Source organism: Nocardia sp. NPDC051981 (assembly GCF_040680715.1).
In the GTDB taxonomy this organism is placed as follows: domain Bacteria; phylum Actinomycetota; class Actinomycetes; order Mycobacteriales; family Mycobacteriaceae; genus Nocardia.
This window is the reverse complement of sequence record NZ_JBFAXK010000010.1, coordinates 1-12,718: the sequence shown is the minus strand read 5'-3', so window position 1 is coordinate 12,718 and position 12,718 is coordinate 1. Positions and strand designations below refer to the sequence as shown.

The window sequence follows — 12,718 nt, the reverse complement described above, 5'->3', positions numbered from 1 at the left end:
CATGCCCGCATGCGATTTCGATAGATCCGATGGTCGGTGATCTCGCCGGCGAGACCACCCGCCTGCGCGCCGCCGGTGCGGTCACCCGGATCGATCTGCTCGGCGCCACCGCCTGGACGATCACCGACCACACCATCGCCCGCCAGCTGCTCACCGACACCAGGCTGGTCAAGGACATCAATGCCTGGAAGCTGTGGCGGGACGGCGTCGTCACCCGGCAGTGGCCGCTGATCGGCATGATCGACGCCGGCCGCTCCATGTTCACCGTGGACGGCCCGGAGCACCGCCGCCTGCGCATCAAGACCACCCAGGCGCTGACCCCGCGCCGCCTGGAAGCCTTGCGCCCCACCATCGAACGGCTCACCAAGGAGCTGCTCGACGATCTGGACGAGGCGGGCCGCGACGGCACGGCGGTGGATCTCAAGCAGGTCGTCGCCTACCCGCTGCCCATGCGGGTGATCTCCGAGCTCATGGGGGTGCCGCGCGCGGACCACCCGATGCTGCTGGACTGGTACAAGAAGTTCTTCTCCATGGTCACCCCGCAGGACGAGCGCCTGCAGATCATCGAGGACATGGACGTCTACTTCACCGAGATGGTCCGCCGCAAGACCGCCGAGCCCGGCGACGATCTCACCAGCGCGCTCATCCTGGCCGACGAGGGCGGCGAGCCGCTCACCGAGGAGGAGGTGGTCGGCAATCTGAAGGCACTGGTCGCCGCCGGGCACGAGACCACCGTGAGCCTGATCCTGAATGCGGTGCGCGCCTTGCTGACCCGGCCCGAACAGCTGGCCCGGGTGCGCTCGGAGGAGGTGGAGTGGAAGCAGGTCATCGAGGAGACGCTGCGCTGGGACGGCCCGGTCACCCATCTGCTCATGCGCTTCGCCACCGAGGACATCACCGTCGGCGGCACCGTGATCGAGCAGGGTGAGGGCGTGGTCATGTCCTACCGTGCCATCGGCCGCGACACCGCGGTCTTCGGCGAGGACGCCGACGATTTCGACATCACCCGGCCGAGCGCGCACCGCAATATCTCCTTCGGATACGGCCCGCATATCTGCCCGGGCGCGGCGCTGGCCCGCCTCGAAGCGGGCATCGCGCTGCCCGCCCTGTTCGACCGCTTCCCGGAGCTGCGGCTGGCCACCCCGGTCGAGGAGATCATCAACCTTCCGGTCATGACCCAGAACGACATCGCCGCCATGCCGATCCACGTGGGCTGAGCCGGGATTCGGCGCGCGGACACTGTCCGGGCCGCACGATCACGACCCGCTGATCGCGGCCCGGGCGGGTCACGGGTGCATGCCGGACTCGGTCCACCTCCTGAAGACGTCCACCTTCTCCGCCGGCCAGGCGCCGTCGCAGGGCATGGTGCCGGCGGCCAGGCGGTCGAGGATCTCGGCGGTGTGCTTGGTGACGTCGTCGAGGGACCACAGGTCGAAGACGAGGCTCATGGAGCGCTGATCCTTGTCCCGGAACAGGGGTTTGATGTGGGCGCCGAAGCCGACGGCCTCCTCGGGTCGGGGCAGGGCAGGGTCGGATGATTCGGCGGACGGCTGCGGCGCCACGTAGGGCGGCGGTCCGGCCGGGCCCCAATCCCAGTCGGGCGGCCCGAGAACGCCGGTCCGGGCGCCGCCCACGGGACGAAACGCGCACGCCGGTGTATTGCGACACGCACATTTCGGGCGTCGGCCCTGCTACCTTCGAATGCGCCACCTCGAGGCAAGGAGCATGCCATGGGCATCATCACGATGATCATCATCGGGCTCATCGCGGGCGCGATCGCCCGCCTTCTGGTTCCGGGCAAGGAGGATTTCGGCATCATCTGGACCGCCGTTCTCGGCATCATCGGCAGTTACGTCGGCGGCACCCTGGGCAGTCTGGTCTTCGCCCCGCACAAGTTCAGCGTCCATCCCCCGGTCCAGCACACCTTCCTCGGCGCCATCATCGGCGCCATCGTGGTGCTGGTCGTCTACAAGTGGATCAGAGCCCGCGTCTGACCTGCCGCACAACCGAATACGACCGAGGGGCGGGGCCGCTGACTCGCGGCCCCGCCCCTCGTGTGTCGACAGCCTTGCGCGTGATGAGGGGTCCGCACAATCCTGCCGCCACGACGCCGTCCCCACGGCGCCCTCAGCCGCAGGTGGTCTACGGCTCGAGCTCTTTCTACGTATCTACTAAGTAGATACGTAGAAGATAGCAGTCCCCACCCCGTCGATCAATCAGCTTCGGCGAGAAGGGGGAGGAGAAGTTCGGCCCGGGTTAGGGCATTGTCGAGCTTGCGGTCCAATCAATTCCTGCCCGGCGTGTTGTCCAATTCGGCACGGGTGATCGCGGGTGCCGTGGCGCAGACTGATGACCGGTGCCACCAACCCTCGACCGGGAGAATGCCGCATGCCCTCGATCGACTACCGCCTGCCCCAGCGTCGCGACCTCGTCACCGAGCTGCCGGGCCCGCGTTCCCGGGCCCTCACCGCACGCCGGACGGCGGCCGTGGCGGCCGGGGTCGGATCGTCGGTGCCCGTCTATGCGGCCGACGCCGACGGCGGGGTCATTCTCGATGTGGACGGCAATTCGCTGATCGATCTGGGCTCGGGCATCGCGGTCACCACGGTCGGCGCGTCCCATCCGGAGGTGGCGGCCGCCGTCGCCGAGCAGGCCGCGCGGTTCACCCACACCTGCTTCATGGTCACCCCCTACGAGAACTACATCCGCGTGGCCGAGGAACTGGCCGCACTCACGCCCGGCGCCTTCGACAAGCGGACGGTGCTGTTCAACTCGGGCGCGGAGGCGGTCGAGAACGCGGTGAAGGTGGCGCGGCTGGCGACCGGCCGGCCGGCGGTGGCCGCGTTCGATCACGCATATCACGGCCGCACCAACCTGACCATGGCGCTGACCGCGAAATCCATGCCGTACAAGGCGCATTTCGGCCCGTTCGCACCGGACATCCACCGCATGCCCATGTCGTACCCGTACCGCGACCAGCCGGGGCTGACAGGAGAACAGGCTGCGCGCCAAGTGATTTCGCGGCTCGAGGTGCAGATCGGGGCCGATTCGCTGGCGGCGATCGTCATCGAGCCGATCCAGGGCGAGGGCGGATTCATCGTGCCCGCTCCGGGATTCCTTGCCACGCTGGCGAACTGGGCCCGCGAGCGCGGGGTGGTGTTCATCGCCGACGAGGTGCAGACCGGATTCGCCCGCACCGGAGCGTGGTTCGCGAGCGAGCACGAGAGCATCGAGCCGGACATCGTCGCCATGGCCAAGGGCATTGCGGGCGGCATGCCGTTGTCGGCCGTCACCGGCCGGGCCGAGCTGCTGGACGCGGTGCATCCGGGCGGGCTGGGCGGCACCTACGGCGGCAATCCGGTGGCGTGCGCGGCGGCGCTGGCCAGCATCGAGGTGATGCGGTCGCTGGACCTGCCGGCCCGGGCGCGGGCCATCGAGGCGGCCACTGTGCCGCGGCTGCGGGAGCTGGCCGCCGCGACCGGCGTGATCGGTGACGTACGCGGCCGGGGTGCGATGCTCGCCATCGAACTGGCCCGACCGCGTACCGACATCCCCGATCCGGATCTCACCAAAGCCATTGCCGCCGAGGCGCTCTCGCGCGGCGTCGTGCTGCTCACCTGCGGCACCTACGGAAACGTCATCCGGCTGCTGCCTCCGCTGGTGATCGGCGACGACCTGCTCGCCGACGGCCTCGGGGTGCTGTCCGAGACGGTGCGGGATCTGACCCGCTGAGTTCGAAATCCGGTGAGTATGAGGAGACCCCGCAATGCGTAAAGCAGTCCGGGCTGGGCCGGGAGGCCGGGGTCGAGGGCATCGAGGAGTACCTGGAGACCGAATACATCGCCCTGCCCTGGCGGAATCCGGCCCCGGCCGTCCGGACTAGCCGACGGCAACCGTCATCTTGCCGCCGGCGGTCCCGGACTCCATCACCTCGTGCGCCCGCACGATCTCGTCGAAGGTGAAGGTGCGCACCGGTTTCGCGTGGTACACACCGACTTCGGCCTTGGCGACGAGGTCCGCGAGCGGGACAGCCGAGAGCGGGAATCCGGGCGTCCCGAAGACAGAACTGCCGAAGAAGGAGAGCTGGACTCCGCTGGGCAGGTCGGCGATCGGGTTGAACTCGGGCACCGGGGCCAGGCCGCCGAGGAATCCGGCCTGACAGACACGCCCGCGCGGTCGCACGGTCGCGACCGAATCACGCAGGACGGAGTTGCCGACCAGGTCCAGCAGGGCGTCGATGACGATTCCGGCCGCGCGCGCACGCTCCGACAGGTTGCCGTCCTCGGTGAGAACCACTGCCGCACCGATCTTTTCGAGGGTTGCTCAAGAATCAAGGGTGCAGTTGCCACCGAACCCGTGACCCGGCGGACGCGGATACACCACATCGCCTGCGCGAACTCCTACTCCCCAGTAGCATTCGAGCGTAAGCCCCTCGGGGCGAACGACTTTCGATCGCACGGGATGGTCCCCATGACAGCACCGGCCACAGGAAGCACCGAACTCCACCCGCCGCGGTGGCAGCCCGCACCCATGCGCTGGCACAACACGCCGGTCACCTGGGGGCAGTCCTGGCGGCTGGCGCTGGGACTGCCCGGGCGGATCCGGGAGCGCACCATCATGCAGTACCTGGCATCCGAGCTGCCTGGTCAGGACGATGTGCTGATCGCCCGCCTGCCGATGGCGAAGTACGTCGTCGTGCGCAGTCCGGAGCTGGTCCGGCAGGTGCTGATCGCCAATCACGAGAACTACGTGCGCGGCGCCGAATTCGACATGCTCGCCGTGGTCTTCGGCCAGGGCCTGGTGACCCAGCGCGACGATCGCCTCTACTACCGCAACAAGCGCCTGGTGCAGCCGATCTTCGCGCGCAGCGCCATCGACCAGTTCGATGTGCCCATGGTCGAGGCGGCCCAGGAGACGGCCCGGCGGCTGCGGGCGGCCGGGGCGCCGGTCGACGTGGGCGTGGAGATGACCCGCCTCATGCTGGATATCGTGGCGCGCACCATGTTCGGCACCGACCTGGACGGGCCCATCTCCAAGATCAAGCTCGAGCGGCTGCTCAAGTTCTTCGGCGTCGGCGTGGTCACCAATGTGAGCCGGACGCTGCGGCCGCTGTCCATGTGGCTGGTGCGCCGCACCGAGAAGCCCGAGAAGCAGACGGGCTCACGGATTCCGATCCGGGCTGTCCGCGCCGCCTCCTGGATGGTGGCCCCGCACATCATGTTCGAGCTGCGCGGCATCGAGAATGCCGTGGCCGGAATCATTTCCGATCATCGCGAGGGCCGCATCACCCGCAAGGACAATCTGCTCGGCCTGCTCATGGCGGCCACCGATCCCGAGACCGGGCACAGCTACACCGATCTCGAAATCCGGGACGAGCTCATGACATTCATCGGGGCGGGCATGGAGACCTCGGCCACCGCGCTGACCTGGGTGTGGAAGCTGCTCGCCGACCATCCCGAGGCCCGGCAGCGCCTCCACAAGGAGCTCGACACCGTGCTCGGCGGGCGCACCCCCACCGCCGCCGACGTGGACAAGCTGGTGTGGACCAAGGCCGTCTTCCTGGAGACGATGCGGCTGTACCCGCCGATCATGGCCTTCAGCAAGGTGGCGCTGGGCGAGGACGTGCTGGCGGGCTACCGCATCAAGCGCGGCACCACCATCATGATCAGCATGCACGGGGTGCACAGCAACCCGCGGGTCTGGGATCGGGCGGGCGAGTTCGATCCGACGCGCTATCTGCCGGAGAACATGACCCGGCCGCATCGGGAGGCGTCGCTGGCGTTCGGTGCGGGCAAGCGGATCTGCATCGCGCAGAACTTCGCGACCATGGAGGTGGTGCTGTCGATCGCCACCATCGCCCAGCAGCTGGATCTGCGGATCGCCACCAGCGAGCCCATTCGGCCGCAGCTTTCGTTCATCGGCGCTCCGGACAAACCGCTGCTCATGCAGGCCGTGGCACGAGACTGATCAGCGGGTGCGGGCAGCGCCCCCGGTCGCCCGGTAGGCGGCCGGGGTCATGCCCAGCTCGATGCGGAAGGCGCGGTAGAACTGCCGTTCGGTGGCGAAGCCGGAGTGATGGGCGACGGCGGTGACAGGGAGATCCGGTCGGGCGGTGAGCAATCCGCAGGAGTACTCGATTCGTATCCGGCGTAGCAGGGTCGCCGGGCCCTCATCGAATTGTTCGAGGACGCGGTACAGGGTCCGGCGTGACACCCCGCAACCGGCCGCGATGCCGTCGACCGTCAGGCGCGGATCGCGGCAGTGCCGTCGCATGAATTCCATGACCCGTCTTCGGCTCAGCGTCTCCGCCGGCTCTCCCCGGACCGTCCGCCCGATGGTCAGGGAGATGGCCGAGGCCAGCAGGTCCACCGCCGAACCGGCCAGGACGGCGGCCTGTTCGGGTGCGGTGTTCTGCAAATCGGTCAGCTCTCGGAGGAAGCCGGTGACCACGCCGGCCGGACTGCGCTGCGCCACGGCGGTCGCGGTCGGGATCTCGCGCGGGGTGATCCCGGCCCGCTGCCGCAGCCGGCTCAGCGGCACCTGCACCGCCGCCATCTCCCAATCCCCCTCGAACTCCCAGTGATACGGCCGTGTGCTGTCGTAGAAGACCATCTCTCCCGGCCCGACCTCGGCGACTCGGCCGTCCTGGTGCAGCCAGCCACGGCCGGTGAGCTGAATGCTGGTGTGCAGGAATTCGTCATCGGTGCGGGCGATCAGGGTCCGGGTGCGGTCCACCCGTTGCCGGGTGGCCCCCAGTTGCGACAACTCCACATCGCCGTAGGTTCCGTGCACGATCCACCCCGTGAACCGCCCCGAAGTTCGCGGCGAAACCGCAAGCGGCACATAGGCCTCGCTGAGCCCTGCCTCCCACTGCTCGAACACCCGGCCCGAGTACTCCCCGTCCCCGCCGCGGACCTCGATCCGCCGAATGCCCGACAACCCGACCACTCCGAACTCACCCGACACCACGATCAGTACCCACCCAGTCTTTCACGTCCCACATAGGCAGGTATGAAGCGAGCCAACACATTCGACGGCATCGGCACGCGTACGCGGCGCCGACCGCCGACCGTCATCGACCCGATCGAAGGCGGTCGGATCGAGCTGTCACGCGGCAGTGGTCTTCTCGGCCGCGGCGGTCCGGCTGGCGGATCGGGCCAGTGCGGCCCAGTGCCGGGCCTGCTGGGAGGCCAGTTCGGCGACCAGGGCGGCGCAGTACGGCGGGAGATCAGCGGCCAGGTCCGCCCAGGCCACGGGGTCCGCGGGCAGCTCGTCGAACAGGCGTAGGAGTTGCCTGCCGGATTCGGTGCGGGTCAGCGCCGGGTCCGAGCGCAGATTCCACAGTGCGCGAGCGGGATACGACAGGTCTTTCGCGGCAGACCCGGGACCGGTCTGGGGACGCTCGTCGCGGATTCGCTCGGGGTGACACTGGCGCGGCTGTGGCGCGGGAGCCGCGAGTGCGCGGCGGGCGAGGTGGTGGCCGGGGCGCGCCGCCGCCCGCTTCCGGACGGCGGCGATGGTCCGCTCGGGCAGGCCGATCACCTCGGCCAGCTTGCGGTCGGACCAGTCCGGATAGAACGAGAGCGCCTGTTCGGCCGCGGCCTTGCGGTCGGCCGCGGACAGGGGCAGGCCGTGCCTGCTGTTCAGCCGGACCGCGAGCAGCAGGGCCTGCCCGTCGTCACCGTCGAAGTAGACCGCGTCGATCCACTGGGACCCGCTGCAGATTGCCGCGCGCACGCGATGGGCGCCGTCGATGACCGTCATGCGCGATCGATGCACGACGATCGGCGGCAGGGCCGCGGCGACCTCCGACAGCGCCGTGACATGCCGGGAGTTCTCGCCGGATTGCCGGATCGTGGTGTCGATGTGCAAGCGGTCCAGCGGAATTCGCACGATATCCGTGGGGTTGGGCTCCAGCAGCGGGAAATTCGCGTCCAGGCGCGGCCGCGCGTAGTTCTCCCCCACTCGGATCGCCCGGGTGACGATCCACTGCCAGATACGGCCGCGCGGGTGCACCCACCACGCGTATGTCGGTCCGAGCACTGCGCCGCCTCCCAACGCCGAGCAGCCCCGAATCCCGAGGCACTCCACGAGCGTCCCCGGGCAGGGCGTTCCTACGACGCGACAAGCGGCATCACACGGATCACCGGCAAGATTCCCGCTCACGCGGGTGCGTGTACGCGGCAGTGTATCGACGCGCACACAATGTGATCAATTGAGCAAATCGCGTGCCTGCCTGCGTATTTACTGGCGAAACACGCTGACCTGGAGCAGCAGCCCGGGACCGATTCGGACGGTGTTAGATACACAACAAACATTGCCGCCGGTCTGTTTGCTGGCGGGTCGGGTGACCTAGTCCACGTCCGGCATATCCGGATCCCGGACGGTGACCAGCGCGGCCGTCGTGTGCTGGTCCAGTGCCATGAGCACGGCCCGGGCCCGCACCGATTTCCAGCCCCCGTCGAGCGTCCGGAGCCGCAGCCGCCCGGCGGTGCGGGAGTGAGCGAGGTTGCGGCTCATGGTCTTCGCCGTCTCGATATCGTCCGGGTGTATGGCCGGCTCCGGTTCGCCCGCCAGCGACTGCCAGGCGATGCCCGGCATGGGCGGACCCATCCAGCGCAGCAGCCGCAGGGTGCGCAGGTCGACAATGGCCCGGAAGTCACCCTCCGCGGCGGCCGCGTCGAGCACCCGGTGCTCGAGGATCACCGGCGGCGGCGCGGCGCTGACATCGGTGGCATCGCCGATGTCATGGGTGACCCCGCGCATGAACACCTCGGAATTCCCGGCGGCATCGGTCTCTTCGATGATGCGGCACGAGAAGTGCGCCGCCCGCAGAGCGCCGTCGTCGCGGCGGACGGTCCACACCGCCTGATGCTCGGTACCCGGCGCCGACCGGACCACCTTGGCCAGGGCGTCGGACTCGTCGCTATTGGTGATGACGCGGGCGAACACGCCCGCGATGGCGTGCTCGCGCGCCCGATTCTCCGGAGCGACACCGTAGAGATCCAGCAGATCGTCCGAGCGCGTGGACTTCGACGTGGACAGATTGAAGTACCACGCCCCCACCGGATCTCGCGGCGGCACCGTCTCCTCCGCCGGACCCGACCACACCAGCACGGCGTGCATGCGCTCCGGGGTGATCAGCAGCGGCGCGGTGAGAGTTCGCCGGCGGCCGCCGTCGCTCATGACCTCCACCGGCGCCAGCGCCTCCACGGTCGCCGCCACCGCTCCGCGGATGGTCGCCAGCGTCTCGCGCTGCCGGAAGATCTGCGTCAGCGGCACGAACTTCCTTGGCGCACTGCCCAGTCCGATGACGGTCGGCTCCCCACCGCCGAACGTCTCAATCAACAGCCATCGTGTTCCTGGCATCGTGCCTTCCCCTTTTATCCCCTGATCACGAGCCGAATCAGCTTCTCGTACTGCCCGCCTGCCACCCTGGCCGCGATTTCGGCAAGGATCGCGTCGGGTCCTATCAGTACACGACTCTTCCCCCGCGCGACACCACGCAGAATCACCTGCGCCGCAACACCGGGATCGGTACGGGCCACATACCGGTCGAACCGCTGCGCCGCCCGCTCCGCGTCCACCCCCGCCGCCGCCAACGCCGACCACGCGATCCCGGTCTTCACCCCGCCCGGGAACACGCAGCTGACAGCAACATTCGGCTGCCCGCGCAATTCCGACCGCAATGACTCGGTGAAGCCGCGAATCGCGAACTTGGCCGCCGTGTAGGGCGCGGCCCCGCCGAGCCCGATCAACCCGTACGCCGAGGAGAGATTCGCGATCCGCCCCTCGGGCGACTTCACCACATACGGCAGGAAGGCTTTCGTACTCACCACGGTCGCACCGAAATTCGCCCGCATCACCGCCTCGAAGTCGCCCGGCTCGGACTCCGCCACCCCGCCATAGAAAAGCTTCCCCGCATTGTTGATCAACACATCCACACCCCCGAGCCGCCCCACCACCTCGGCCGCGACCTCCCCCATCCGCTCCGGATCAGCGACATCGGCGACCAGCCCCACCACCTCCCCATCCCCGCCCCTGACCATCCCCGCCGTCTCCCCCAGCGCCCCTTCATTCGTGTCCAGCAGCACCACCGACGCCCCCTCCCGCCCCAGCCGCACCGCCAGCTCCCGCCCGATCCCGGCCCCCGCCCCGGTAACCACAGCAACCCGACCCGCATAGAAACTACGATCCATACCCGTGAGTCTGCACAGACCACTGGCATCCCGCGAGATATGTTCCGCGCCAACCCATCCGATCACGCAATAACCATGCGCCCGCGGCGAGGGTCCCGCCGTGATCTCGATAACCCGAGAGTGCCCGTCCCACAATGTCACGCGCTGCATGAAGTAGTTTGAGCCTGAATATGATTCATCGATCAGGGGAGGAATGATGACACGACGCGCGATCGTCACCGGCGGCGGCACCGGAATCGGGAAAGCAGTAGCACGACGCCTGGCCGTCGACGGCGTGTCGGTGACCATCATCGGACGCCGGCCAACCGTGCTGGAAGCCACTGCCAAGGAGATCAACACCGGCATCGGGGCCGACCGCATCACCACCGCGACCGCCGACCTCACCGCACCCGATCAAGTCCGGTCCCTTGCCGAACGGATCGCGGCAGACGGGCGTGTCGACATTCTGGTCAACAACGCGGGCGGTAGCCCCGCGCACACACCCGACGACCTGGACGGCCTCGCGGCCGCCTACATCAACACCTTCCAGCTGAACGTGCTCACCGCGGTACTGCTGACCGAAGCGCTGATCCCGCACATGACCCGCCCGGGCGGCCGAATCGTGTCGGTGAGCTCGATCGCCGCGCTACGCGGAGCAGGCCCCTACGGGGCCGCGAAAGCCGCCCTCCACGGCTGGGCCCTGGGCCTCGCACAACAGCTGGCCCCACAAGGCATCACCGTCAACACCGTCGCTCCCGGCTTCGTGCCCGCCACCGAATTCTGGACCGACCGGCTCACACCGGAACTCGAAGCCGACCGAATCTCCCAAATCCCCCTCGGCCGCGCCGGCACGCCCGACGAAATCGCCGCCGGCATCGCCCACCTCACCTCCCCCGAAGCCGGCTGGACCACCGGCCAGATCCTCCAGATCAACGGCGGAGCCCTCCTCGGCCGCGGCTGAAGGGCGCTGCCGCGCCCTAGATCGTTCCATTTACCGGTTCGAGGGAACGATTCACCAACGCGCGCAAGAACTCCGTCCAGTTCGTGCCTGTCTCAGCAACATCTTGGCAAGATGGCGGAGACCGGAAACCGACACCTTTTATTCAAGATGGCCCGCCTCCGAGTGGTGCTGGACTGCCGGCTTCTTCAGGAAGTTGGTCGTATGGCTCAGAGGTACGCTGAATTTGCGAGTACACCGTTTGCCAGTCGGGTGGTCACGGGACGGCGCAATGGATGACAAGTCAGTGCGTGGCGTGAACGCCACCTGGGGGCCGGCGCAGATGTTCGGACGCTATCGGCTGCTGTCGCTGCTGGGTCAGGGCGGCATGGGCCAGGTGTGGCGGGCGCATGATTCGCTGACCAACCGGGTGGTGGCGCTCAAGGTGTTGCCCGAGCGCTTCGCCGATGACGAGCGGCTGCGCGAGCGCTTCCGCCGGGAGTGCCGGGCGGTGGCACAGTTGACCGAGCCGCATGTGATCCCCATCCACGACTTCGGCGACATCGACGGTCGGCTCTATCTGAATATGCGGTTGATCGAGGGCACCGATCTGCGCAAGGTGATCACGCGAGAAGGGGCCTTGTCGCCGCCGCGGGCGGTGGCGATCATCACACAGGTGGCCGGCGCACTACAGGCGGCCCACGACGCCGGGCTGGTCCACCGCGACGTCAAACCCACCAACATCCTGCTTGCGGCCGATGAGTTCGCCTACCTGATCGACTTCGGGATCGCCCACGCCGCCGACGACCGTACGCTGACCGCCCTCGGCGAGACCGTCGGCACCGTCGCCTACATGGCGCCGGAGGAGATCAGCGCGGAGGTCGAGGCCGATGCCCGAGTGGACGTGTACGCGTTGACATGCGTGCTGCATGAGTGCCTGACCGGCCGGCCGCCGTTTACGAGCTCAGTGGGCATGGAGGGTGTGATCGCCCATCATCTGCACACCCCACCCCCGCGTCCCAGCACCACTACACCCGATGTACCGACTGCGTTCGATGCGGTCATCGCCAAGGGAATGGCCAAGAACCCAGACGATCGTTACCAGACCACGCGCGAGCTGGCCGCAGCGGCCCGCGCCGCGGTGGGCGAATCCGCGGTCAGCACCACCGAGGGTGTGGCCGCGCGCCATGGGCGGCGAATCAGATTGTCGCCCAAGACCGCCGGGCTGCTCGCGGCCGCGGTAGCGGTTACGGCGGTGGCCGCCGTGGCTGTCGTCATCAGTGTCGAAGGAGGCTCAGGCGGCGGTGGCAACTCGCCCACACCTATCGCCCCGGCCTACTCGTCACAGATTCCACTGCCGTTCAGCGGCGTCAGCCTGCCCACCGATGTGGCCGTCGACGCGGCGGGCACCGTATACGTCACCGACATGGGTAACGATCGGGTGGTGAAATTGGCGGCGGACGCGTCGACGCCGAGCCCGTTGCCATTCACCGGTCTGAAGAATCCCCTGGATCGCCCCGGGTTTGAGGGAGACCGTTGGATCTGGAGAGGATCAACGGTATGGCTGGGAATCGGAGATATCCGCAGGAGCTGCGGGAACGCG

General features: G+C 68.3%; 12 protein-coding genes and 1 pseudogene. 7 read left to right on the top strand and 6 right to left on the bottom strand.

Going from position 1 to position 12,718, the window contains the following annotated elements; genetic code table 11:
- Positions 1-29: 29 nt before the first annotated feature.
- Positions 30-1,217, top strand: coding sequence for a cytochrome P450 (locus tag AB0L60_RS18990; protein ID WP_364615316.1), 1,188 nt, complete (start codon positions 30-32; stop codon positions 1,215-1,217).
- 69 nt (positions 1,218-1,286) lie between these two features.
- Here AB0L60_RS18990 and AB0L60_RS18985 read toward each other — a convergent pair whose 3' ends face one another.
- Positions 1,287-1,634, bottom strand: a complete 348-nt coding sequence (locus tag AB0L60_RS18985; protein WP_364615313.1) for a hypothetical protein — start codon at positions 1,632-1,634, stop codon at positions 1,287-1,289.
- Between the two features lie 96 nt (positions 1,635-1,730).
- Between AB0L60_RS18985 and AB0L60_RS18980 the strand changes: the two genes are divergently transcribed.
- The 3 genes and pseudogenes from AB0L60_RS18980 to AB0L60_RS18970 form a co-directional block, all read left to right on the top strand.
- Positions 1,731-1,994, top strand: coding sequence for a GlsB/YeaQ/YmgE family stress response membrane protein (locus tag AB0L60_RS18980; RefSeq protein WP_364615310.1), 264 nt, complete (start codon positions 1,731-1,733; stop codon positions 1,992-1,994).
- Between the two features lie 394 nt (positions 1,995-2,388).
- On the top strand, positions 2,389-3,732 hold the full coding sequence (gabT, locus tag AB0L60_RS18975; protein ID WP_364615307.1) for a 4-aminobutyrate--2-oxoglutarate transaminase: 1,344 nt from the start codon (positions 2,389-2,391) through the stop codon (positions 3,730-3,732).
- 38 nt (positions 3,733-3,770) lie between these two features.
- Positions 3,771-3,851: pseudogene (locus AB0L60_RS18970) on the top strand (succinate-semialdehyde dehydrogenase); the annotation flags it as partial.
- A 28-nt stretch (positions 3,852-3,879) separates the two neighbouring features.
- Here the strand turns inward: AB0L60_RS18970 and AB0L60_RS18965 are convergent.
- The gene (locus AB0L60_RS18965) at positions 3,880-4,296 is read right to left on the bottom strand and encodes a zinc-binding dehydrogenase (RefSeq protein ID WP_364615304.1); all 417 of its coding nucleotides are present in this window, start codon (positions 4,294-4,296) and stop codon (positions 3,880-3,882) included.
- A gap of 174 nt (positions 4,297-4,470) precedes the next feature.
- Between AB0L60_RS18965 and AB0L60_RS18960 the strand changes: the two genes are divergently transcribed.
- A complete protein-coding gene (locus AB0L60_RS18960; protein ID WP_364615300.1) occupies positions 4,471-5,967 on the top strand; it encodes a cytochrome P450 in 1,497 nt (498 codons plus the stop codon).
- Here AB0L60_RS18960 and AB0L60_RS18955 read toward each other — a convergent pair whose 3' ends face one another.
- From AB0L60_RS18955 to AB0L60_RS18940, 4 genes are all read right to left on the bottom strand, one after another.
- Positions 5,968-6,969 carry a helix-turn-helix domain-containing protein gene (locus AB0L60_RS18955; protein ID WP_364615297.1) on the bottom strand — a complete coding sequence of 334 codons (1,002 nt, stop codon included), beginning with the start codon at positions 6,967-6,969 and terminating at the stop codon, positions 5,968-5,970.
- Positions 6,970-7,107: 138 nt separating this feature from the next.
- Entirely contained in the window at positions 7,108-8,043 is a 936-nt protein-coding gene (locus AB0L60_RS18950; RefSeq protein ID WP_364615294.1) for a ParB/RepB/Spo0J family partition protein, read from the bottom strand.
- A gap of 309 nt (positions 8,044-8,352) precedes the next feature.
- Complete coding sequence (locus AB0L60_RS18945; RefSeq protein WP_364615291.1) at positions 8,353-9,348, bottom strand: GAF domain-containing protein; 996 nt, start codon at positions 9,346-9,348, stop codon at positions 8,353-8,355.
- 35 nt (positions 9,349-9,383) lie between these two features.
- The gene (locus AB0L60_RS18940) at positions 9,384-10,418 is read right to left on the bottom strand and encodes an SDR family oxidoreductase (protein ID WP_364615288.1); all 1,035 of its coding nucleotides are present in this window, start codon (positions 10,416-10,418) and stop codon (positions 9,384-9,386) included.
- Here AB0L60_RS18940 and AB0L60_RS18935 point away from each other — a divergent pair.
- Complete coding sequence (locus AB0L60_RS18935; protein ID WP_364615285.1) at positions 10,396-11,139, top strand: SDR family oxidoreductase; 744 nt, start codon at positions 10,396-10,398, stop codon at positions 11,137-11,139. The two genes, AB0L60_RS18940 and AB0L60_RS18935, sit on opposite strands and share 23 nt — an antisense overlap.
- Before the next feature lie 268 nt (positions 11,140-11,407).
- The coding region (locus AB0L60_RS18930; RefSeq protein ID WP_364615282.1) for a serine/threonine-protein kinase at positions 11,408-12,718 on the top strand (1,311 nt) is incomplete at its 3' end.

Coding starts and splice junctions, on each gene's coding strand:
- AB0L60_RS18980 (WP_364615310.1), top strand. CDS start 1,731: ATGGGCATCATCACGATGATCATCATCGGGCTCATCGCGGGCGCGATC.
- gabT (WP_364615307.1), top strand. CDS start 2,389: ATGCCCTCGATCGACTACCGCCTGCCCCAGCGTCGCGACCTCGTCACC.
- AB0L60_RS18960 (WP_364615300.1), top strand. CDS start 4,471: ATGACAGCACCGGCCACAGGAAGCACCGAACTCCACCCGCCGCGGTGG.
- AB0L60_RS18990 (WP_364615316.1), top strand. CDS start 30: ATGGTCGGTGATCTCGCCGGCGAGACCACCCGCCTGCGCGCCGCCGGT.
- AB0L60_RS18935 (WP_364615285.1), top strand. CDS start 10,396: ATGACACGACGCGCGATCGTCACCGGCGGCGGCACCGGAATCGGGAAA.